The 22,071-nt window shown below is 60.3% G+C and carries 25 protein-coding genes; 15 read left to right on the top strand and 10 right to left on the bottom strand.

Translation table 11 applies throughout. From position 1 onward, the window contains the following. Both FHT86_RS06260 and FHT86_RS06255 read left to right on the top strand, forming a co-directional pair. The gene (locus FHT86_RS06260) at positions 1–1,518 is read left to right on the top strand and encodes a DEAD/DEAH box helicase (protein ID WP_133706007.1); all 1,518 of its coding nucleotides are present in this window, start codon (positions 1–3) and stop codon (positions 1,516–1,518) included. A gap of 13 nt (positions 1,519–1,531) precedes the next feature. Then, positions 1,532–1,954, top strand: a complete 423-nt coding sequence (locus tag FHT86_RS06255) for an NUDIX domain-containing protein (protein WP_133706006.1) — start codon at positions 1,532–1,534, stop codon at positions 1,952–1,954. A gap of 3 nt (positions 1,955–1,957) precedes the next feature. Here FHT86_RS06255 and FHT86_RS06250 read toward each other — a convergent pair whose 3' ends face one another. The 7 genes from FHT86_RS06250 to FHT86_RS06220 all read right to left on the bottom strand — a co-directional run bounded on the left by FHT86_RS06250 (position 1,958) and on the right by FHT86_RS06220 (position 7,779). After that, positions 1,958–2,278 carry a TfoX/Sxy family protein gene (locus FHT86_RS06250; RefSeq protein WP_133706005.1) on the bottom strand — a complete coding sequence of 107 codons (321 nt, stop codon included), beginning with the start codon at positions 2,276–2,278 and terminating at the stop codon, positions 1,958–1,960. A 3-nt stretch (positions 2,279–2,281) separates the two neighbouring features. Beyond that, a complete protein-coding gene (locus tag FHT86_RS06245; RefSeq protein WP_133706004.1) occupies positions 2,282–3,916 on the bottom strand; it encodes an NTP transferase domain-containing protein in 1,635 nt (544 codons plus the stop codon). Beyond that, complete coding sequence (locus FHT86_RS06240; RefSeq protein WP_133706003.1) at positions 3,913–4,620, bottom strand: XdhC family protein; 708 nt, start codon at positions 4,618–4,620, stop codon at positions 3,913–3,915. Before FHT86_RS06240 ends, FHT86_RS06245 begins: the two co-directional genes overlap by 4 nt. After that, positions 4,620–4,949, bottom strand: coding sequence for an XdhC family protein (locus tag FHT86_RS06235; protein WP_133706002.1), 330 nt, complete (start codon positions 4,947–4,949; stop codon positions 4,620–4,622). Before FHT86_RS06235 ends, FHT86_RS06240 begins: the two co-directional genes overlap by 1 nt. 7 nt (positions 4,950–4,956) lie before the next feature. Then, complete coding sequence (locus FHT86_RS06230; RefSeq protein WP_133706001.1) at positions 4,957–6,204, bottom strand: vWA domain-containing protein; 1,248 nt, start codon at positions 6,202–6,204, stop codon at positions 4,957–4,959. A gap of 4 nt (positions 6,205–6,208) precedes the next feature. After that, entirely contained in the window at positions 6,209–7,138 is a 930-nt protein-coding gene (locus tag FHT86_RS06225) for a MoxR family ATPase (RefSeq protein WP_133706000.1), read from the bottom strand. 122 nt (positions 7,139–7,260) lie between these two features. After that, on the bottom strand, positions 7,261–7,779 hold the full coding sequence (locus FHT86_RS06220) for a flavin reductase (RefSeq protein ID WP_183868542.1): 519 nt from the start codon (positions 7,777–7,779) through the stop codon (positions 7,261–7,263). A gap of 144 nt (positions 7,780–7,923) precedes the next feature. Here FHT86_RS06220 and FHT86_RS06215 point away from each other — a divergent pair, with 144 nt between their 5' ends. From FHT86_RS06215 to purB, 4 genes are all read left to right on the top strand, one after another. Next, the gene (locus tag FHT86_RS06215; RefSeq protein WP_133705999.1) at positions 7,924–9,006 is read left to right on the top strand and encodes a branched-chain amino acid ABC transporter substrate-binding protein; all 1,083 of its coding nucleotides are present in this window, start codon (positions 7,924–7,926) and stop codon (positions 9,004–9,006) included. Positions 9,007–9,099: 93 nt separating this feature from the next. Next, positions 9,100–9,786: a ribulose-phosphate 3-epimerase gene (gene rpe, locus FHT86_RS06210; RefSeq protein WP_133705998.1), complete on the top strand. Its 687-nt coding sequence runs from the start codon at positions 9,100–9,102 to the stop codon at positions 9,784–9,786. Then, a complete protein-coding gene (locus FHT86_RS06205) occupies positions 9,773–10,294 on the top strand; it encodes a hypothetical protein (protein WP_133705997.1) in 522 nt (173 codons plus the stop codon). The genes rpe and FHT86_RS06205 overlap by 14 nt, the downstream gene beginning before the upstream one ends. 102 nt (positions 10,295–10,396) lie before the next feature. Beyond that, positions 10,397–11,698 (top strand): adenylosuccinate lyase, encoded by a 1,302-nt coding sequence (purB, locus tag FHT86_RS06200; RefSeq protein ID WP_133705996.1) that lies wholly within the window; start codon positions 10,397–10,399, stop codon positions 11,696–11,698. 11 nt (positions 11,699–11,709) lie between these two features. Here the strand turns inward: purB and FHT86_RS06195 are convergent, their stop codons facing one another. Continuing rightward, complete coding sequence (locus FHT86_RS06195; RefSeq protein ID WP_133705995.1) at positions 11,710–12,180, bottom strand: low affinity iron permease family protein; 471 nt, start codon at positions 12,178–12,180, stop codon at positions 11,710–11,712. A 182-nt stretch (positions 12,181–12,362) separates the two neighbouring features. After that, on the bottom strand, positions 12,363–13,169 hold the full coding sequence (locus FHT86_RS06190; RefSeq protein ID WP_133705994.1) for a DUF2189 domain-containing protein: 807 nt from the start codon (positions 13,167–13,169) through the stop codon (positions 12,363–12,365). Between the two features lie 175 nt (positions 13,170–13,344). Between FHT86_RS06190 and FHT86_RS06185 the strand changes: the two genes are divergently transcribed. The 6 genes from FHT86_RS06185 to FHT86_RS06160 all read left to right on the top strand — a co-directional run bounded on the left by FHT86_RS06185 (position 13,345) and on the right by FHT86_RS06160 (position 17,120). Next, positions 13,345–13,899: an alpha/beta hydrolase gene (locus FHT86_RS06185; protein WP_133705993.1), complete on the top strand. Its 555-nt coding sequence runs from the start codon at positions 13,345–13,347 to the stop codon at positions 13,897–13,899. A 261-nt stretch (positions 13,900–14,160) separates the two neighbouring features. After that, positions 14,161–14,925, top strand: a complete 765-nt coding sequence (gene purC, locus FHT86_RS06180) for a phosphoribosylaminoimidazolesuccinocarboxamide synthase (RefSeq protein ID WP_015340039.1) — start codon at positions 14,161–14,163, stop codon at positions 14,923–14,925. A gap of 17 nt (positions 14,926–14,942) precedes the next feature. Further along, positions 14,943–15,185: a phosphoribosylformylglycinamidine synthase subunit PurS gene (gene purS, locus FHT86_RS06175; protein WP_133705992.1), complete on the top strand. Its 243-nt coding sequence runs from the start codon at positions 14,943–14,945 to the stop codon at positions 15,183–15,185. 104 nt (positions 15,186–15,289) lie between these two features. After that, positions 15,290–15,961 carry a phosphoribosylformylglycinamidine synthase subunit PurQ gene (gene purQ / locus FHT86_RS06170; protein ID WP_133705991.1) on the top strand — a complete coding sequence of 224 codons (672 nt, stop codon included), beginning with the start codon at positions 15,290–15,292 and terminating at the stop codon, positions 15,959–15,961. 134 nt (positions 15,962–16,095) lie between these two features. Then, positions 16,096–16,500: a hypothetical protein gene (locus FHT86_RS06165; protein WP_133705990.1), complete on the top strand. Its 405-nt coding sequence runs from the start codon at positions 16,096–16,098 to the stop codon at positions 16,498–16,500. Between the two features lie 86 nt (positions 16,501–16,586). Further along, positions 16,587–17,120, top strand: a complete 534-nt coding sequence (locus tag FHT86_RS06160) for an AAA family ATPase (RefSeq protein ID WP_133705989.1) — start codon at positions 16,587–16,589, stop codon at positions 17,118–17,120. A 46-nt stretch (positions 17,121–17,166) separates the two neighbouring features. Here FHT86_RS06160 and FHT86_RS06155 read toward each other — a convergent pair whose 3' ends face one another. Continuing rightward, positions 17,167–17,367 carry a DUF1127 domain-containing protein gene (locus tag FHT86_RS06155; protein WP_246779398.1) on the bottom strand — a complete coding sequence of 67 codons (201 nt, stop codon included), beginning with the start codon at positions 17,365–17,367 and terminating at the stop codon, positions 17,167–17,169. A 144-nt stretch (positions 17,368–17,511) separates the two neighbouring features. Here FHT86_RS06155 and FHT86_RS06150 point away from each other — a divergent pair, with 144 nt between their 5' ends. The 3 genes from FHT86_RS06150 to purL all read left to right on the top strand — a co-directional run bounded on the left by FHT86_RS06150 (position 17,512) and on the right by purL (position 22,068). Then, positions 17,512–18,930, top strand: coding sequence for a PLP-dependent aminotransferase family protein (locus tag FHT86_RS06150; RefSeq protein ID WP_133705987.1), 1,419 nt, complete (start codon positions 17,512–17,514; stop codon positions 18,928–18,930). A gap of 157 nt (positions 18,931–19,087) precedes the next feature. Next, positions 19,088–19,681, top strand: coding sequence for an acyloxyacyl hydrolase (locus FHT86_RS06145; RefSeq protein ID WP_133707092.1), 594 nt, complete (start codon positions 19,088–19,090; stop codon positions 19,679–19,681). A 155-nt stretch (positions 19,682–19,836) separates the two neighbouring features. Further along, complete coding sequence (gene purL, locus FHT86_RS06140) at positions 19,837–22,068, top strand: phosphoribosylformylglycinamidine synthase subunit PurL (protein ID WP_133705986.1); 2,232 nt, start codon at positions 19,837–19,839, stop codon at positions 22,066–22,068. Positions 22,069–22,071 lie beyond the last annotated feature (3 nt).

Below are 22,071 nucleotides of genomic sequence, written 5' to 3'. Positions count from 1 at the left end.
TTGACAACATTTGCTGACCTTGGCTTGAGCCAAAAAGTCCTATCCGCGGTAACAGACGCGGGCTACACCACACCGACTCCGATCCAGGCCGGCGCAATCCCTTTTGCGCTGCAGCGTCGCGATATCTGCGGCATCGCCCAGACGGGCACCGGCAAGACCGCCTCCTTCGTCCTGCCGATGCTGACGCTCCTCGAAAAGGGTCGCGCCCGAGCACGTATGCCACGCACGCTGATCCTCGAACCGACGCGCGAACTTGCGGCACAGGTCGCCGAGAATTTCGAGAAATACGGCAAGAACCATCGCCTGAACATCGCTCTGCTGATCGGCGGCGTCTCTTTCGAAGACCAGGACCGCAAGCTGGAACGCGGTGCCGATGTGCTGATCTGCACGCCGGGCCGCCTGCTCGACCATTTCGAGCGCGGCAAGCTGTTGATGAGCGCCGTTGAGATCTTCGTCATCGATGAAGCCGACCGCATGCTCGACATGGGCTTCATCCCGGATATCGAGCGCATCGCCAAGCTTATCCCCTTTACCCGTCAGACGCTGTTCTTCTCGGCCACGATGCCAGGGGAAATTCAGAAGCTGGCCGACCGTTTCCTGCAGAATCCGGAACGTGTCGAAGTTTCAGCGCCGGCATCGACGGCAAAGACCGTTACCCAGCGTTTCGTCGCCTCGCACGGCAAGGATTACGAGAAGCGCGCCACGCTGCGCGATCTCATCCGCGCCCAGACGGATCTGAAGAACGCCATCATCTTCTGCAATCGTAAGAAGGATGTCGCAGACCTTTTCCGTTCGCTGGAGCGCCACGGTTTCTCGGTCGGTGCGCTGCATGGCGATATGGACCAGCGGTCGCGCACGACGATGCTGCAGAGCTTCCGTGACGGCCAGATCCAGCTTCTCGTGGCTTCGGATGTGGCCGCGCGCGGCCTCGATCTTCCCGATGTCGGCCACGTCTTCAATTTCGATGTTCCGATCCATTCGGAAGATTATGTCCACCGCATTGGCCGCACCGGCCGTGCTGGTCGCTCGGGTGCTGCCTTCACCATCGTGACGAAGCGCGACGTCAAGCACGCCGATGCAATCGAAAAGCTGATCGGCGAAGATGTCGAATGGCTGAACGGCGACTTGTCGTCGCTGCCGCCGGCCGAAGAAAGCCGGGACGACGACCGTTCGTCCCGTCGCCGTGAGCCCAAAAGCAGAGGCCGCGATCGGGATCGCAGCCGCGGAGGCCGGAGTGCCTCGAGTCATAAATCTGATATCGACGTCGAGGATAATGGCGTCGACGTGATCGAAGCAGCACCAGCAAAGGCCGAAAGCGTGAGAAACGAGCGCAAGTCTGAGAACAGCAATAAGTCCCAAAATGGTTCTCGTAATAACCACCGGCCTTTCCCTGCTGCCAACGATGACAATCGCGAGCGCCGCAATCGCTACCGCGATCAGGACGACGGTCCGACCCCGGTCGGCTTCGGCGACGATATTCCCGCTTTCATGCTGATCGTTGCCAACGCCAAGGGCTGATGGGCCAAACGGCGTGGGGAAACCCGGCATCGACTTCCCTGGATTAGGTACCGGTCTCGCAATTTTGCGGGACGGGAAGCTGTTGCTCTATAAGCGCCTGAAAGCGCCTGAAGCCGGATTCTGGAGCATCGTCGGCGGCAAGGTCGACCACATGGAGCCAGCCGCGGATGCAGCTATCCGCGAGGCGGAGGAAGAAAGTGGCCTTTCCATCGGTCATATCGACCTTCTCTGTACGACGGAAGTTATCGTCGAAGCCGACCGTCAGCACTGGATTTCTCTGATCTACGTCACCCGGGATTTCACCGGCGAAGCAAGTCTTGTCGAGCCGGATAAACTCTCCGATTTCGGCTGGTTCGGCCGCAACGTACTGCCGCAGCCGCTTTCTGCTTTTGCGCAAGCCGCGATCGCGCATCTGAGCGAAGACGATTTTCCCTGAGTTCTATCTCTCTGCCCGCACCGCCGCCTCATAAGCCAATCTCACCCAGCGTGCCATGATATCCGGATCGTCGAAAGCATCGTCGGGGATCGACCAGTAGGGCATGTTGACGGCCTTACCCTTCTTGCCTTCGTAGGCCCAGCGCCGGGCACCCGCCGCCTCGAATTCGGGGCCACTGATCTCGTCGGCCTTCAGCAGCATCTCACTGTTTACCTCGACGGCGACGATACGGCCCATGTGATAGACGCCCTTGCCGCCGAACATGCGCTTGATCGTCACCGGTCCAAGAGCCTGGAACATCTCTTCAATCTCGATATTGTCCATGCCCTACCCCTTCAAAATGCCCCCGGCGGCCAGCACGGCTTCCGGCGTGTCGACATCGAGATGCGCCGCATCGCCGATATCGACGTCGACGACAGGAAGCCCCGCAGTTTCGATGATATGCCGGGCGCCGACATCTCCTTCGAGCCGCATCACGGCGTCGAACACAGTCCGCGGCAGGATGACGGGATTGCCGCGTTTGCCGCGAGACACGGCACGCACGATCGCCTGACCGTTCGCCTTGCGGAAGGCGGCAATCAGCGTCTTCAGATCGTCGCTGGTGACACCCGGCATGTCGGCCAGCATCACCAATACGCCGTCGGCGCGTTGCGTGGCCGGCGCGCCGACGCCGGCAACCAACGAGCTTGCCATGCCGGACGCATAGTCCGGATTGTGCACCCGCTCGACCGGCAGATCGGCAAGTGCTTGCTCGATCTCCCGGCGGCGATGGCCGGTGACTGTAACTACTGCGGCGGCTCCGCTTGCCAAGGCTGTCGCGGCGGACCGGCGCACCAGAGGTATACCGTCGAACTCCGCCAGCAATTTGTGTGGCCCACCTTCGCCCATGCGGCTAGCTTTGCCAGCAGCAAGAAGCACGATAGCAACGGAGATCTGTGCCGCCGGCTTGACGGCGATATCGCGCGGTCTTGGCCGCGACTGTATTTCCATGAGAAGCCCCCCAACGCCCATGCCGCTGATCTCCTGCTGCGTCGGCTTCTCGCCGGCGAGGATACGATCCAGCACCCAGTCGAAACCATTTTCCTTGGGGCTACGGGCGCAGCCGGGGGCCCCGACGACATAGACATCGCCGACCTTGCCGAGCACCAGCAGATTGCCGGGATCGACTGGCATGCCGACCTGGATGACTTCGCCGCCGGCTAGCCGAATTGCCGCGGGGATGACGTCGCCGGTGTCGATCACAGCCGACGCACCAAAGACAATAACGAGCTTCGACAATGGATCCGCTGCCCGCAGAGCATGATCAATGGCTTCCGCGACCGCAGGCGCACGATGCGCCACCCGCTCTTCCCGCTCCAAGGTGCTTCCGGCAAGCTGCAGCCGTTGCGAAAGGATGCGCGCCGTCTTGTCCATCACGGAGGTCTTGAGCGACGGCAGTTCCGTTGCGACCAGCGACACCGCATGCGGCTGGAACGGTTTGACCTCGAAGACGGTCGTCTGCTTGAGGATATCGACGCCTGCAGCAACCTTTTCCCCGGAAACTGCCAGCGGAATGATCTTGAAGGTCGCCACCATATCGCCGCGGCGCACCGGCACATGATCGGCAAGACAGGCAAGCGTGATTGCGGGATCGACGCAGTTCAGCCGATCGACGGCGGCGCGGCTTGCGACGAACAGGCCGTCGACTGCGCTATGGACATTGACGCGCCCGGTGGCCGCCTCGGAGAAGGTCAGGTGATCCGGCGCGATCGCCTGCGCCAGTCGCTCCGCAGCTTGGTTTTCCATGAGATCGCCAGGTTCGATCCTGGCGGCGGTGATGCGGCCGATATCGGCGGCAGCGAGACGATCGAGATCGATGCGGCCAAGCACATGCCCCTTGGGAAGGTTGCCATCGGCCAATCGGATGGAATGCGCGAGCACCGCGCCTTCCGCCTCGGCCGTCACAAAATCACCGAAGATCATCGCTTGTCACCCTTCGGTGACGAGACGTCGCGGCCACGTAGCGCGGCGATGATCTCGGCCAGAATGGCGACGGCGATTTCCGCTGGGCTCGACGCGCCGATGGGAAGACCGATAGGAGCGTGAATTTTGGCGAGATCGGCGTCCCTCAAGCCCTCGCGCTTCAACCGTTCCACTCGGCTCGCATGCGTCTTGCGACTGCCGAGGGCTCCGACATAGAAACACCCGACCTTCAGCGCCTCGGCAATCGGGAAATCATCGATCTTCGGATCGTGGGTAACTGCGACCAGTGCCGTATAGGCGTCGAGCGGCCGCTCCTTCAGGACATCCACCGGCCAATCGGCGATGAGATCGACTCCATCGAAACGCTCCGGTGTTGCAAAGGCGGTGCGCGGATCGATGATGCGGATGTCAAAGCCGGCAAGCCCAGCCATCTGTGCCAAAACCTGGCTAATATGTACGGCGCCGATGACGACGATTTGCGGCGGCGGCAGATGGACGTTGAGGAAGAGACCCTGCCCCTCGATCTCCACCGCCGAGGATTTTCCCGAGCGGAAGGCGGAAGCGATCGCATCGGCAAGCGGGCCGTCAACCGCATCGCCTTCGATGATCAGCCGGTCCGGTCCGCCGGAGAGGTCGGTGGCCAAAATCACCGCTTGCCGCGCCCGCCGCAACGTATTCAGTTTCGTCAGTATCTGACGGTCCATCAGTTAAGCCTCTCGACATAGACGCGAATACGGCCGCCACAGGAGAGGCCCACGCGCCAGGCGGTTTCATCCGCGACGCCGAACTCCAGCATGCGGGCCTTGCCGCTTTCGATCACGTCAAGCGCCTCGGTGATCACGGCGCCTTCCACACAACCACCGGAGACCGAGCCGTGAAAATTGCCCTCGCTGTCGATGACAAGATGACTGCCGGTCGGGCGCGGTGCAGAACCCCAGGTGTCGACGACGGTCGCGAGCGCCACGTTGCGGCCGGCGGACGACCATTCCTCCGCGATAACAAGCGGATCCAGGCTTTCGGGTGTATTTGTCATGAATGCCTCACAGCTTGGCGAGAAAACGGCGTGGATCATAGGCGCCGGCACGGCCGGCGCTGAGGGCCGACACGAGGTCGGCCAGAGATAATAGATTGTGAACCGGACGGAATTCGTCAACATGCGGCAGCATGGCACGAACGCCGCGGGCGCGTGGTTCGAAGCCGTCGAACCGCAAGAGCGGATTGAGCCAGATCAACCGCCGGCAGGAGCGATGCAGCCTGTCCATCTCGGTTTCGAGAAGTTCCACGCCCTCCCGCTCCAATCCATCGGTGATGAGGAGCACAATCGCGCCCTGCCCAAGGACACGACGCGCCCAGAGCCGGTTGAATTCCTTTAGCGTTTCGCCAATGCGCGTACCGCCAGACCAGTCGCGGACAGCGGCGGCGCATTCGTCGAGCGCCTCGTCCGGGTCCTTGTGGCGCATCTGCCTGCTAACGTTGGTCAGCCGCGTGCCGAACAGGAATGTATGTACGCGCCTGCGTTTCTCGGTCAGCACATGCAGGAAATGCAGAAAGATGCGGGTATATTGGCTCATCGAGCCGGAAATATCCGCAAGCACTACCAGTGGCGGCTGCATCTCCTTGGCCTCGCGGTAGCGCGGCAGGATGAGCGTGCCTCCTGTGCGAAGCGCCACCCGCATCGTTGCACGGGGGTCGACCTTGGCGGCCACATGCGACGCCACGAAACGACGGGTACGGACACTGTCGAGCGGCAATTCCAGCCTCGCCAGCTCTTTCTTGGCAGCGGCGATTTCCGCGGCCGACATCTGGGCGAAATCCATTCGGCGCAGGAGTTCGTTACCCGATGTCGTGAAGCGGGCGTCGATCTCGATATCCGGCGCCTCGCGCTGCGGACGCCGGTCCTCGCGGTCGCCAAGCAGAGCGTCGCTGGCGCGGGATTCGCCCGGTCTCGGCTTTTCCTTCTCACGGTTCTCGGGCGCGACCGGCGACATCATCGCGATCATCTTCTGCACGAGATCGCGTGAGCGCCAGAACAGCCGGAAAGCTTCGTTGAAAACTGCGCGATCCTCATGCCGTTTGACGAAGATGGAAGACAGTGCCGCATGAAACTCGTCGCGCGAGCCGATACCGATCGTCTCGACGGCTTCAATAGCGTCGGCGATGGCTGCGGGCCCGATTTTCAAGCCGGCCTTGCGTAAGGCGCGGGCGAAGAAGACGATATTGTCGGCCAGGCGCCCGTCACCGGTCGGTGACGGCGGCACTATGATGCCGTCTCGCGTTGCCGGTTCCATGGTCTTATCCCGTCGCCAACAGTTCGGCTTTGACCTCGTCTAGCACCCGCTTGCCCTCTCCGCCGTGGATGCGGGCGATATCGTCCTGGTATTTCAGCAGGGTGCCGAGCGTATCGGAAATCGTCTCTGGATCGAGTGCCAGCCGGTCGAGCTCGGTCAGTGCCGTCGCCCAGTCGATGGTTTCGGCGACGCCGGGATTCTTGAAGAGGTCGAGCGTGCGCAGCTTCTGCACATAGGCGACGATCTGGCGCGATAGCGCTTCGTTACAGCCGGGCACCTTGCGGCGGATGATCTCAAGCTCCTGCGCCGCTTCGGGGTAGTCGACCCAATGATAAAGGCACCGCCGCTTCAGCGCGTCATGCACCTCGCGAGTGCGGTTGGTGGTGATGATAACGATCGGCGGCTCGGAGGCGCGGATGGTCCCGAGTTCGGGGACAGTCACCTGATAATCGGAGAGAACTTCGAGCAGAAAGGCTTCGAACGCCTCATCGGTGCGGTCCAGTTCGTCGATCAGGAATACCGGCGCACGGCCTCCCGTGCTAGACAGCGCCTGCAGAACGGGCCGGCGGATGAGATAGCGCTCGGAAAAGATATCGGCCTCGATACGGTCGCGATCGGTGAGCCCGGACGCTTCGGCAAGGCGAATTTCCAGCATCTGCGCCGGATAATTCCATTCATAGACGGCGGAGGAAACGTCGAGGCCCTCATAACATTGCAGGCGGATCAGCGGCCGGTCGAGCGCCTTCGAGAGCACCTTGGCGATCTCGGTCTTGCCGACGCCTGCCTCGCCTTCGAGAAACAGCGGCCGCTTCATTTTCAGTGCCAGAAACAACACCGTGCCGAGCGCGCGCCCAGCGAGATAATCGTGAGCGCCGAGCAGGGCAATCGTTTCGTCGATCGAGCCCGGCAACGAAGGTGCGTGATGATCAGGCATAATCTCTCCCATTACTGCGCCGCGCGGCCCATCGGACGCGCAAGGACGCAGTAACACTTCAAACTGGTGCATAATCCTTTCCTTGGATCGATTCCGATCTAAGGGGTCATGCACTAGGGAGGTTATAACGTGTGATAGTCCCGGTTCAAATAGAGCAGCGCCGGCTTTGTTTCACTGAAATGCACCGCCACGACTTCGCCGAAGATGATGTTATGCGTTGAAGCCCGTTTGATTTCGGTGACACGGCAATCGAAGGCGGCCAGTGCATCGGCGAGCACCGGCGCACCGGTAACCAGCGTATCGAATGTGCCGGTGGCGAAGCGCTCGTCATTGGTCATATTCGTTTTGCCGGAAAAAGCGTCGGCGAGCGCCTGGTGATGGGCGCCGAGCGCATTCAGCGCGAAGATGCCGCTGTTGAAGAAGATCTCGTTCTTCGCGTTGCTGTTGTTGAGGCAGATCAGGAGCATGGCGGGATTGTCCGAGACCGAGCAGGCAGCCGTGATGGTGACTCCGCGCCGTTCGTTGCCAAGCGCCGTGGTCACTAGCTGCACATGCCCCGCATAACGGCTCATGGCGTCGCGATAGAGCGCCGGATCCATACGCTGCCTGTCTAGCACGATTGCTTCCCTCGTTTTCGTCATTTCTCGTTTTCGTTCAATATGGCGGCCAGATGTTAGCTTTTCTACAATAGGAATATTGAAATCAGAGTGATTTCGCTGCTTTTTCTTTGACGGCGACTTTCAGGCGGATAAAAGGGCAGAAGAATTATCCGGGATACCTAGTCTATGAACGTTCTGCGTCGCACATCGCTCCTGATCGCGCTGCTTCTGGCAGCCGGCAGTAGTCATGCTGCGGGCGTCAATATCGGCATCGTCGCGCCGCAGGATGGAAACTTTGCATCTCTCGGCGCAGAGATTACCTCAGGCGCCAATTTCCAGGTGCAGGCCCTGAAGGACTCCGCGACCGTCCTCGACGAACCCTGCACGGAGGATGGCGGCCGGGCGGTGGCCGAGGCGTTGATCACTGCCAAGGCGCAGGTTGCCATCGGCTTTCTCTGCAGCGAGACACTGGAAGGTGCACTGCCGCGGCTGAAGGAGGCAGGCATTCCCGTCATTACCGTTTCCGTGCGTTCCCATATCGTGATGGAGGATGCCCTGAAGAACGGCTGGCCATTTTTCCGCCTTGCTCCGGTTGATAGCGCTGAAGCGGCAATGGTTGTCGATACCATCCTGAAGAATTGGGCGGCCGAGCCGATGGCCTTCATCGAAGATGGTACGATCCACGGTCGCGAATTGGTGGAGGCGGTGCGTAATGCGGTGGAGGAGAAAGGCCTGAAACCGGTCTTCACCGACACCTATCGCCCGGGCCAGGAACAGCAGATCGCCCTTGTCCGCCGGCTGAAGAAGGCCGGCGCCACCCGTGTATTCGTCGGCGGCGACCGCAGCGATGTAGCAGTCATCGCGCGCGACGCCCGCAACGAGAATATCCCGTTGATGCTGATGGGAGGTGACGCGATGCGCGCTGCCAATCAGCCGGTGCCTCTGCTGGACGGCGTGCAGGCCGTCGCCCTCCCCGATTACGCCAGCCTGCCCGTGGCCCAAGCGACGGTCCAGGCGATGCGTACCAACGGCATTGAGCCGGACGGCTATGTTCTGCCGGCCGCGGCTGCCGCGCTGATTGCCAGCCAGGCGGCGGAAAGTGCCAAGGCGGAAAACAAGCCGGTTGCCGACAAACTGATCGGCACAGTCTTTCAGACGCCGATCGGCCCAATCACCTTTGGTCAGAACCACGAATTGACGGAAAATCCCTACCGGCTGCTGGAATGGCGCGGCAATGCTTTTGTGCCGCTGACATCGCCGTCGAACTGATCGGGTTCGTGCAAGTCTAGCAGACCAGGTTGTTTGCCTGCCGAAGCGGTGATAAGCCAAGCGCGAAAAAATCAGACGGAGTTCAGCCATCTCATGACCTTGCCGATCCGCATTGCTCCCTCCATCCTCGCGGCCGATTTCGCCAACCTCGGGCAGGAAGTCAGAGATGTGACCGAGGCTGGCGCGGACTGGATTCATCTCGACGTCATGGACGGACATTTCGTGCCGAACATCTCGTTCGGTCCCGATGTCATCAAGTCGCTACGCTCCTATACCAAAGCGACCTTCGACTGCCATCTGATGATCTCGCCCGCCGATCCCTATCTCGAAGCCTTCGCCAAGGCGGGCTGCGATCGGATCACCGTTCATGCCGAAGCCGGCCTACATTTGCATCGCTCGCTGCAGACCATTCGCCATCTGGGCAAGAAAGTCGGCGTCACTCTCAATCCCGCAACGCCGCTGTCCGTTCTCGAAAACGTGCTGGATGATATCGACCTGATCCTGATCATGTCGGTCAATCCCGGCTTCGGCGGCCAGAAATTCATCCCCGCCATGGCCGACAAGATCCGGAATGCGAAGTTGCTGATCGGGGACCGCCCGATCGAGCTCGAGGTGGATGGCGGCGTCACAGCCGACACGGCTCCGATCGTCACTGCCGCCGGCGCCAACGTCCTCGTCGCCGGCTCCGCGATCTTCAAAGGTGAATCCGTCGAAGCCTATCGGCAGACGATTTCCGACCTGCGCACTGCGGCAGAACGAGGCCGCGTTGGATCAAATTAATCCGGCCAGCGCTGTCGCGACGACCGGGAGGCTGAGGGCAGCCGTCCCGTCCTCACGACAGCTCCTGTTCGGAGCGCCCGCCTGGGGCGCGGCGATGGCAAGTTCCGCGCTATCGGTGCTCTATCTGCGCAACGGTCTTCTGACGAGCCACCTGCCCGCTCTCATAATGGTCTATTTTCTCGGCGGCGCGTTTGCTTGGCCGCTCATGCTGCCGCTGGCACGGCTGCTTGCGCACCGCCGGCCGCTCGAAGCGCGTTTTGCGGCTTTCTTCCTGGCGCTGTCGCTGGGCACCGTCGCCATGACGGCTTTTCTCTTCGCCATGGACTATCGCTGGTTCTATGCACGCTGGCATGCCCCCTTCGGCACGCTCGTCTGGGCATTTCAGTTTGTCTTTACCAGCGCCAGCGCCGTCTACCAGTTCGCCATCCTCGGTCTTGGCCTGTTTCTGCCATTCGGCTTCGTCTTCCTGGCGGCAGTAAGCCTTTATCTCGCCAGACATATGCGTTGAACCGAACGAAAGATTGAGCCAAGAAACATTGAGATTGCCTCGCGTCTTTGTTATGGGGGCGCCGAGGATTTGTTTCCCGCTACCCAAGAAAGCTTTGAGCCCATGATCCCGCGCTACTCCCGACCGGAAATGGTCGCCATCTGGTCGCCCGAAACCAAGTTTCGCATCTGGTTCGAGATCGAGGCTCATGCTTGCGATGCGCTGGCCGAACTTGGCGTCATCCCGAAGTCGGCGGCCGAAACCATCTGGGAAAAAGGCGGCAAGGCAACTTTCGACGTTGCCCGCATCGATGAGATCGAGGCCGTCACCAAGCACGACGTCATCGCCTTCCTGACGCATCTTGCGGAGATTGTCGGTCCCGACGCCCGCTTCGTGCACCAGGGCATGACCTCCTCGGACGTGTTGGACACGTGCTTCAACGTTCAGCTCGTCCGTGCCACCGATATCCTGCTGGCCGATGTCGACAAGCTCCTGGAAGCGCTGAAGCGCCGCGCCTTCGAGCACAAGGACACCGTTACCATCGGCCGTTCGCACGGCATTCATGCCGAACCGATCACCTTCGGCGTCAAGCTGGCGCTCGCCTATGCCGAATTCGAACGCTGCAAGCAGCGCCTGATCGCTGCGCGCGAGGAAGTCGCCACCTGCGCCATCTCCGGCGCCGTCGGGACCTTCGCCAATATCGACCCACGCGTCGAGGAACACGTTGCGGCTGCCCTGGGCCTGAAGCCTGAGCCGGTGTCGACCCAGGTCATTCCGCGCGATCGTCACGCCATGTTCTTTGCCACGCTCGGCGTCGTCGCCTCTTCGATCGAACGCCTTTCCGTGGAGATCCGCCATCTGCAGCGCACCGAAGTGCTGGAGGCCGAGGAATATTTCTCCCCCGGCCAGAAGGGTTCGTCGGCCATGCCGCACAAGCGCAATCCGGTGCTGACCGAAAACCTGACCGGCCTTGCCCGCATGGTCCGCTCCTACGCCATACCGGCGATGGAGAACGTGGCGCTGTGGCATGAGCGCGATATTTCCCACTCTTCCGTCGAGCGCATGATCGGCCCGGATGCGACGGTCACGCTCGATTTCGCGCTCGCGCGGCTGACCAGCGTCGTCGACAAGCTCTTGGTCTACCCGGACAACATGATGAAGAATTTGAACAAGTTCCGCGGACTTGTTCATTCGCAGCGCGTACTGCTGGCACTCACCCAAGCCGGCGTTTCCCGCGAGGATGCCTATCACCTCGTCCAGCGTAACGCAATGAAGGTCTGGGAACAGGGCAAGGACTTCCTCGAGGAACTGCTCGCCGACCAGGAAGTCCGTGCTGCGCTGTCGGAAGAGGACATCCGCGAAAAGTTCGACTTGGGCTACCACACCAAGCACGTCGACACGATCTTCAAGCGTGTGTTTGGCTAGGGTCAACTGACCTACTGATCGAGATTTGACTGGGCGGCGCTGACAACGCGTCGCCTTTTCTGTTTTGCCTGCGGTTTCCTGGCCCCCTCGCCCTCTTCCTTGTCGCCGGCTGGCCTGTCCTCACTGCGTTTGGCTGCCTTCGCCACCAATCGATCGAGATGTTTCAAATCTTCTTCGTCGAGGTTCTCGATACCGATGAAACGGTTTTCGGCGGCACTGGTCAAGATGAGTTCGTTGAGCTTGGCTTGAATGGCGCGGGTATCGCGCGTCTGCGCGTTCTGCAGCAAGAAGACCATCAGAAAGGTGACGATGGTCGTGCCGGTATTGATGACCAGCTGCCAGGTCTCGGAAAAGGCGAAGAACGGTCCGGTGATACCCCAAACGACCACCGACAGTAGAGCCAGTATGAAGACCACAGGTTTGCCTGCCCATTCCGAGACGATGGTGGCAAAACGGGTGAAAATATGCCTGAGCCTTGCCATGATCCGCATCTCCGGTTGAGCCGCATGCCCGGAACGGACATGCAGAGGTCGAAGCAAAGCCTACATCCGCACGCATCTCCCGAATTTCTTGGAATTCGGGAGATGCGGCGATGTAATGCGGATCAACGTTGCAAAGTCATTGGCGGTTCCATGCTATCCGCTGGAACAATTTCACGGCTGATTTAGCTCACAACGGCCGGCGCCACGAGCTTGCGATAGAGATGCCAGGTGGCATGCCCGAGAATAGGCATGACCACGGCAAGCCCCGCAAAGATCGGGATTGTACCGATGACAAGAAGCACGGCCACGATGAGGCCCCAAGCCAACACCGGCACCGGATTGATCAGCGTCGCGCGGATGCTGGCGTCGATCGCCGCCACGGCTCCGACATCACGGTCAAGCAGCAGCGGGAAGGTGACGACAGTTGTAGCCAGTACGATGAGCGCAAAGACGAAGCCGACGAGATTGCCCCAGAACATCATCGCCACGCCCTCAGGCGTCGTCAACACGTTCGCCACGAAGGACGACAGCCTTGCCGGAACGGCGTCGCCGAGAAAGGCGGTATAGATATTTTGCGCCACGACCAGCCAAACGATGAAGAAGCCAAACAGCATGATGCCGACCGCAATGATGGACGGCAACGCCGGCGAAAAGCGCACGTCGAAAGCATGCCGCCACGATGTGTCGAGCCCCTTTTCCCGCCGTCGGCTGATCTCATAGAGGCCGATCGCCGCCAACGGTCCAAGCAACGCAAAACCGGACATCAGCGGAAAGAGCAACGGCAGCAGATCTTCACCAGAGCTCCAGACCGCCAGCGCAATGCCCGCGATCGGATACATGAGACACAGGAATACATAATGCGATGGTTTTTCGCTAAAATCGTCCAGCCCGAGTTTCAAGGCATCGACGAGATCGGCAATGCCGATCTTGCGGATGGCCGGACGCGTAAAGGTGTTGTTTGCGCCAGCCATGACATGAAATGCCGTCATAGTATTCCTCCTCCACATCAGCCTATATGTGTTTAGCTGGCAGCACGAAAACGTCGGGCAGAAGAGGCGCCGACATCATCAATCGCTACCGGCAGCCGCGATGCTAGCAAATTTTGCCGTAATTGTCGCCTTTTCCCTTGACACCTCGGTCTTCCCTTTCCAAATCGGCGCCATCATGAAAGCCTCTGACGCAAATATCCTCATCATTCCCGGATACACGAATTCCGGCCCGGACCACTGGCAGACGCGCTGGGAGCAGAAGCTCTCGACGGCGCGGCGAGTGGAGCAGGCCGAATGGTCGAAGCCCGTGCGCGAGGATTGGGTTGCCCGCATTGCCGAAGAAGTGAATGCTTCGGGCCGGCCGGTGGTGCTGGTGGCGCATTCGCTTGGCGTACCCTCGGTGATCCACGCGATCCCGCATTTCCGCAATAAGGTCGCCGGCGCCTTCTTCGTTGCGCCGCCCGATGTCGCCAATCCGAAGATCAGGCCGAAGCATCTGATGACGTTCGGTCCCTACCCGCGCGATCCTCTGCCTTTTCCCTCTATCACTATCGCCAGCCGCAACGATCCCTTCGGCAGCTACGAGCACGCCGACGACATAGCCGGTAGCTGGGGTTCGCTGTTGATCGACGCTGGCGAGGCCGGCCATATCAATGCCGATTCCGGCCATGGTCCCTGGCCGGAAGGCACGATGGTCTTTGCCAAGTTTCTCAGTCAACTCAAGCCATGATTGCGGCCGAGCGTGATACAATGGCACAAGCCGGCCCACCAGCCTGTGAAGTACGGGGCGGCTTCATTCCATCGTCAAATAAAAGCCTGTAGAACATGAGAGGACAGGATCCCGATTCTCGCATTGGTATAGAACCAAAGCCGGATTTCCGAGGAAGGAGGCGCTGGCGGATTGTGAATTCGCTTCTTATCCGTTATGGGGACGCCCACAGATCGATCCACTTGCGCTATCTCAGAGCGCTAACGACAGAGAACAATACCAATGAACCGTCGCCGCCGTATTTACGAGGGCAAGGCCAAGATCCTTTACGAAGGGCCTGAGCCGGGCACGCTGATCCAATTTTTCAAGGATGATGCCACCGCCTTCAACAAGAAGAAACACGAAGTCATCGATGGCAAGGGCGTTCTGAACAATCGTATCTGCGAATACATTTTCAGCCATTTGAATAAGATCGGCATTCCCACGCACTTCATCCGTCGTCTCAACATGCGCGAGCAGTTGATCAAGGAAGTGGAGATGATTCCGCTCGAGATCGTCGTGCGCAACGTTGCCGCCGGTTCGCTCGCCAAGCGCCTCGGCATCGAGGAAGGCGTCGTGCTGCCGCGCTCGATCATCGAATTCTACTACAAGTCCGACGCGCTCGAAGACCCCATGGTCTCCGAAGAGCACATCACTGCTTTCGGCTGGGCCAATCCGGCCGAGCTCGATGACATCATGGCACTCGCCATCCGTGTCAACGATTTCATGACCGGCCTCTTCCTCGGTGTCGGCATCCAGCTCGTCGACTTCAAGATCGAATGCGGCCGCCTGTTCGAAGGCGACATGATGCGTATCATCCTGGCCGACGAGATCTCGCCGGACTCCTGCCGCCTCTGGGACATCGAAACCCACGAGAAGATGGACAAGGATCGCTTCCGCCGTGACATGGGCGGCCTGCTGGAAGCCTACTCCGAAGTCGCCCGCCGTCTCGGCATCATCAATGAAAACGAACCCGTGCGCGGCACGGGCCCGGTTCTCGTCAAGTAAGCGCAGGAAGGACAATCGTGATCAAGGCTCGTGTAACCGTCACGCTGAAGAACGGCGTTCTCGATCCGCAGGGCAAGGCAATCGAAGGTGCGCTTGGCGCCCTCGGCTTTGACGGCGTTCATCAGGTTCGCCAAGGCAAGGTCTTCGACCTGGAGCTTGACGGCGCCGACAAGGTCAAGGCCGAAGCTGACCTGAAAGCCATGTGCGAAAAGCTGCTCGCCAACACGGTGATCGAGAATTTCAGCATATCGATCGACTGATTGCCGTTTTCCGGGGGCCATTCTTTCTTTGTCATGGACAATGAGGTATGGCTCGCCGATCCCATTCCTAGCCAGTGTCTTTCGCCTATCTCGGGAACAGCATCATGAAATCAGCAGTCGTCCAGCTCCCCGGCCTCAATCGCGATCGCGACATGATTGCGGCTCTGACCAAGATTTCAGGCCACGCACCCATCACGGTCTGGCAGACGGAAACCGAGATTCCGGATGTCGACCTGATCGTCATTCCCGGTGGCTTTTCCTACGGCGATTATCTGCGCTGCGGCGCGATTGCAGCCCGCATGCCGGTCATGCAGGCGATCAAGGAGAAGGCCGACAAGGGCGTCAAGGTTCTCGGCGTCTGCAACGGCTTCCAGATTCTCTTGGAAGCCGGCATGTTGCCCGGCGCCCTGATGCGCAATGCCTCGCTGAAGTTCGTCTGCCGCGAGATCAAGCTGGAAGTAGCCAATGCGGAAACGGATTTCACCCGCGCCTATGCCAAAGGTCAGGTGATCCGCTGCCCCGTCGCTCATCATGATGGCAACTACTTTGCTGATGCGGAGACGCTGGCGACGGTCGAAGGCAAGGGCCAGGTGGTCTTCCGCTACGCCGAAGGCACCAATCCGAATGGTTCCATCAATGATATCGCTGCCATCATCAACGCCAAGGGCAATGTGCTTGGCATGATGCCGCATCCGGAGAACCTGATCGAAGCGGCCCACGGCGGCTCCGACGGTCGCGGCCTCTTCGCCTCCGCCCTCGACGTGATCGCCGCCTGAGGCGACCTATCCGCACCAACAGTGGAATTGCCATACCGGCCGGCGTTTTGTCCCCAATGGGGCGTCGGAAAGGTTCCGCCCCACATCATCGTCGGCTACGAGCTGCCATAACCGATTTATTGGAAGAGAGATTGATGCGCCCTCGCCTCGCTAACGGATTGTACTCTGCCGCCGCTCTCGCAGCATTTGGCCTGCTCGTTACGTCCTGCGCGACACGCGCTCCGACGGTAACGACCGATGAGCATAGCGCTTTATCGACGATGGAGCGCGTCATGCTCAACGCCAATGCCTGCTGGTTCAAATCCGCCGATCCGGCCTTCGCGGGCTACCAGCTCGCGCCGGAGCTCAATTCCTACACCGGCCGTCCGCGCATCCTCGTGGTCGACAAGAAACATCCGACCGGCCGGCCGTCTCTCGTGGTTCAGGCAGAAGGCAATCCGGCGCAGTTGCAGGCGTTCGGCCCGATGATGTCAGGCGCCTCCGGCGGCCGCATCACGGGCGACGTCAATCGCTGGGCTGCCGGCACGAAGGGGTGCTGAGGCGGAACCTGCACTGCCAATATCGCGTGGTTAATGAGGCGTTGTTGAAGTAGCACGACTGGCCCACAAGTTCGGGGATCCCTGTTTTGGATCGATTTGTTGTCATTTCCGGATGTTCGGGCGGAGGCAAGTCGACGCTGCTTGAGGAACTTGGGCGGCGTGGCCACCACGTCGTGCAGGAGCCAGGACGGCGGCTCGTCATCGAGGAATTGGATCGCGGCGGTTCGGCCTTGCCTTGGGTCGACGCCACCGCGTTTGCTCGCCGGGCTATGGAAATGTCCATCGCCGATCGTTCCTCAGCAGCATCGATTCCCGGCCTGGTATTCTTTGACAGAGGCTTGATCGACGCGGCGGCTGCATTGCAGCACTTGACCGGCGAAGCCACTTTGGCTGCACTGCAGCAGTCACATCGCTACAACAAGCACGTATTCCTGACGCCGCCGTGGCCGGAAATATACGTCGCGGACCGCGAGCGAAGGCATGATCTTTCGGCAGCCATAGCGGAATATGACAGGCTGAGCGCGGTCTACCCTTCGCTTGGCTATCAGATCCACATCCTGCCGAAAGTGCCTGTCAAGGAGCGTGCGGACTTCGTGCTGTCGGTACTGGACGGCGCCTGACTGCCATTCAGCTTGATCTTGGGGCGATAGCCTATCGCCACCTCCATCAATCCCAAAAAAACGATTTGCTCACCTCGGCTACCGCTTCATGCCGGGTCAGGCCGATGTCGCGCAACTCGTCGTCCGTCAGATATCGCAAAGTCCGACGGCTTTCCCGCTTCCGCATCCAAACTGCAAAAGCCTCGAGAAGACGACGCACCAAGCGCGATATCGGCGCAAAGGTACGTGTCGCGCCCTCGTCAGCCATTGCGCTTTTACAGAGATGAATTGAATCTATTGTATCCATTTATCTGCTCGTTTGATCGTGACAATCGGAATGTATCGAGCCAAACGACACAAATTGACTCATAATATTGACTCCATTGGCGATGCAATCTAAGAAATTGTCATTATGACAAATTGGCTGCCTGACATATCCAGCGGAAACGGCCCGGTTTACATCCGCGTCGCCGATAGTATCGAGAACGCGATTACCCATGGCGTACTGCCGCCGGGCACGAAGCTGCCGCCGCAGCGCAATCTCGCCTATGATATCGGGGTGACGATCGGAACGGTCAGCCGCGCCTATGCGCTCGTGCACGAGCGCGGCCTCGTTGCCGGAGAAGTCGGCCGCGGCACCTATGTGCTCGAGCGTGGCAATGGCAAGCAGATCGAGCAGGTGGACCCGATCACACAGGCGCTTGCCGGCACCCGCGGTCTCGAGGTCCCCGGCGACAAGATACGCTTCGATACCACGGCAGCACCCGATATCGGCCAGGGCGAGGTCATCGGCCAGCTTTTCGCCGATATCAGCCGCGATCATCGGACGGAGATTTCCTCTTATTCACGAAACTTCCCGGCGAACTGGTTTCGTGCCGGCCAGGTTTGGCTTGCTCGCAACGGCTGGCAGCCGGCGATCGAAACCGTCGTGCCGACGCTTGGCGCTCACGCCGCCGCGATCGCCGTCATTTCCGCCGTCACCTCCCCAGGTGACAAGATCGTCTTCGAGAACCTGACCTATACGCAGGTCAGCCGCGCCACCCGTCTTCTCGGCCGCCGCTCCGTCCTGGTGGATTCCGATGAGCATGGCGTTATCCCTGACGATTTCGAACGGCTCTGCCAGCAGCAGCATCCGCGCCTGGCTTTCCTGATGCCGACGGCGCACAACCCGACGCTGGTGACCATGCCGGAGGCTCGCCGCCGAGCCATCGCCGCCATAGCGCGCCGCCACAGCGTCTGGCTGATCGAAGACGATCTCTATGGCGGGATGACCGAAGATCAGAATCCGCTGATGGCGAGCATTGCGCCGGAACGCACCTTCCTCGTCAGCGGCCTGTCAAAATCGGTGACTGCGGGCGTGCGCGGCGGCTGGGTCGCCTGCCCGCAGCATTTCGCCCAGCGCATCAAGGTCACCCACAAGATGACGACCGGTGGCCTTCCCTTCATCCTGGCTGAAACCTGTGCTCGGCTGGTGCTCGGCGGTCACGCGCTGGCGTTGCGCCGTCAGGCGGTCGAGGAAATCCGCGCTCGGGAGCAGTTGGCACGGGAAGCGCTGTCGGGCTTTGAATTCGCCTCGCATCCGCACGTGCCGTTCCTGTGGCTGAAATTGCCGGAGCCCTGGCTTTCCGGCACGTTCAAGAATGCCGCGATTGCCGAAGGCGTACTCGTGGACGATGAGGACGAGTTCAAAGCCGCCCGCACGGACAAGGCCTATCATCGTGTACGCGTTGCTTTTTCTTCACCGCAACGGCGCGACGATGTCGCGAGCGGGTTCATGATGTTACGGCACCTTCTGGAAAACGGTTCGACCGGTTACGACAGCCATATATGAAGGCTGACGACCGCCGTTTGTGACGGCACTGTTGCAGTTTCGCTCCAGTTTTTGCGAAATGCACAGTCACGTAATTACGCCCACTTTACCCCGACCTCGGCGATGCTACCAATTGATTAATGAATCGCGAATCGCTCGCCATTTTGGGGGTTGGTGCATGGCTGTTGACGCTATTTCTGATGGCCGTTTTTGGAAATGTGCGATCACTGCTATTGTAACGATTGGGTCAGTTATCATCGCCGATGAATCCGCTGCTGCCGCGGATACCAAAATATTCGATGAACTGCGTTTCGGCGCCAGCGGCTCCATCCAAACGGGGCATGACCATGAAGCCGGCGTGTTCCCAGAAGTCGAGGTGCTGTTCAATCCTTTCGGCTACAATCCGACAGACGGTTGGAAAGATCAGCTTTTGCGCCCCCGCATTCACTTGGGCACCTCGATCGGCACCTCTGATTCAGCAGCGACGCAAGTCTTTACCGGCCTGTCTTGGACACTCACCCACAGCAACGGCATTTTCACGGAAGCTGGTTTTGGTGGCACGGTGCATACCGGCAACCTCGACGATTGGACCAAAGACGGCCCAATGCTCGGCTGTCGCCTGCTTTTCCACGAATATGCCGGGATCGGCTACAATTTCGACAATCATTGGAGCCTGATAGCGCAGGTGGCGCATTCCTCGCACGCCAATCTCTGCGATGGCCCGAATGGCGGCATGACGCGCGCCGGGCTGCTGGTCGGCTACAAGTTCTGATCGTCGAGCCGCAATTGAAGATAGCCAGGGCCGCTCTTCACCCATTGTGAATGGCGGTCATTTTCCTGTCGCACGACAGGTTCACATGCGCTAAAGAGACCTCGATCCCCTGACCGGCCTTCAAACCCTTTACAGGCAAGGACCATCGAGCGCCCATGACCCTTTCGAATTCGATCCAGATCACCCCGGAACTCATTGCCGCCCACGGCCTGAAGCCGGACGAATATCAGCGCATTCTGGATCTGATCGGCCGCGAGCCTTCCTTTACCGAACTCGGCATTTTCTCGGCCATGTGGAACGAGCACTGCTCGTATAAATCCTCAAAGAAATGGCTCCGCACCTTGCCGACCAAGGGGCCGCGAGTCATTCAGGGGCCGGGCGAGAATGCCGGCGTGGTCGACATCGATGACGGCGATTGCGTCGTCTTCAAGATGGAGAGCCACAACCATCCTTCCTACATCGAGCCGTATCAGGGGGCTGCGACCGGCGTCGGCGGCATCCTGCGCGACGTCTTCACCATGGGCGCTCGCCCGATTGCAGCGATGAACGCCCTGCGCTTCGGCGAGCCGGATCATCCGAAAACCCGCCATCTCGTTTCCGGTGTCGTCGCCGGCGTCGGCGGCTATGGCAATTCATTCGGCGTGCCGACGGTCGGCGGCGAAGTCGAATTCGACGCGCGCTATAACGGCAATATTCTGGTCAATGCCTTTGCGGCCGGCCTTGCAAAATCCAACGCCATCTTCCTGTCGGAAGCCAAGGGCGTAGGCCTGCCCGTCGTCTATCTCGGCGCCAAGACCGGCCGCGACGGTGTCGGCGGCGCGACCATGGCATCGGCCGAATTCGATGAATCGATCGAAGAAAAACGTCCGACCGTTCAGGTCGGCGATCCCTTCACTGAAAAGTGCCTGCTGGAGGCCTGCCTTGAGCTGATGCAGACCGGCGCTGTCATTGCTATCCAGGACATGGGTGCCGCGGGCCTGACCTGCTCCGCCGTCGAAATGGGCGCCAAGGGTGACCTCGGCATCGAGCTTGATCTCGACAAGGTGCCGGTACGCGAAGAGCAAATGACGGCCTATGAAATGATGCTGTCGGAAAGCCAGGAGCGCATGCTCATGGTGCTGCAGCCGGAAAAGGAAGCGGTCGCCAAGGCAATCTTCGTCAAATGGGGCCTGGATTTCGCCATTGTCGGCAAGACGACCGACGATCTGCGTTTCCGCGTTCTCCACCAAGGCGAGGAAGTTGCCAACCTGCCGATCAAGGATCTCGGCGATCAGGCGCCCGAATATGACCGGCCGTGGCGCGAATCCGACAAGCGCGCCGACCTGCCCGCCAATCTGGTCGCTGCTCCCGACGACTACGGTCAGGCACTCTTGGCACTCGTCGGTTCGCCCAATCAATCCAGCCGCCGCTGGGTTTACGAACAATATGACACGCTGATCCAGGGCAATTCCCTACAGCTTCCAGGCGGTGATGCCGGTGTCGTCCGCGTCGAGGGTCATCCCACCAAGGCGCTGGCTTTCTCATCCGACGTGACGCCGCGCTATGTCGAAGCCGATCCCTTCGAAGGCGGCAAGCAGGCCGTCGCCGAATGCTGGCGCAATATCACCGCCACGGGCGCCGAGCCGCTGGCTGCGACGGACAACCTGAATTTCGGCAATCCGGAAAAGCCTGAGATCATGGGCCAGTTCGTCGGCGCCATCAAAGGCATCGGCGAAGCGTGCCGGGCGCTCGATTTCCCGATCGTCTCAGGCAATGTCTCGCTCTATAACGAGACCAACGGCATCGCGATCCTGCCGACGCCGACGATTGCCGGTGTGGGCTTGCTGCCGGACTGGAAGGCGATGGCGCGCATCGGTTCGGCCTCGGAAGGCGATCATGTGATTATGATCGGCGTCGACGGCAGCCATCTCGGCTCCTCCGTCTACCTGCGCGATATTCTTGGCCTGACGGACGGCCCGGCCCCGGAGGTCGACCTCTTTGCCGAACGTCGCAACGGCGATTTCGTCCGTTCGGCCATCCGTAACGGCCAGGTCACCGCCTGCCATGACATTTCCTCAGGCGGCCTAGTGCTGGCACTGGCTGAAATGGCGATGGCGTCGGGCAAGGGTCTGCGCATCGATCTCGCTGAATGCAGGGGCCTGCCCCACGCCATCCTCTTCGGCGAGGATCAGGCGCGTTATGTCGTTGCCGTGCCGGCCGATGTCGCCGATTTCGTCTGCATCAATGCGGAGAGCGCCGGCGTGCCCTTCCGTCGTCTCGGCACAGTCGGCGGCGATGTGCTTGCCATCGACGGACTGCTGTCCGTTTCCGTTCGACAGTTGCGCGAGGCGCATGAATCGTGGTTTCCTGCCTTCATGGATGGCAGTGCACTCGTCGCTGCCGAATAAAGT

Source organism: Rhizobium sp. BK313 (genome assembly GCF_014193655.1).
Classification (GTDB): domain Bacteria; phylum Pseudomonadota; class Alphaproteobacteria; order Rhizobiales; family Rhizobiaceae; genus Rhizobium.
The sequence above is the reverse complement of the archived record's forward strand: the minus strand, read 5'-3'. Positions and strand labels throughout refer to the sequence as shown.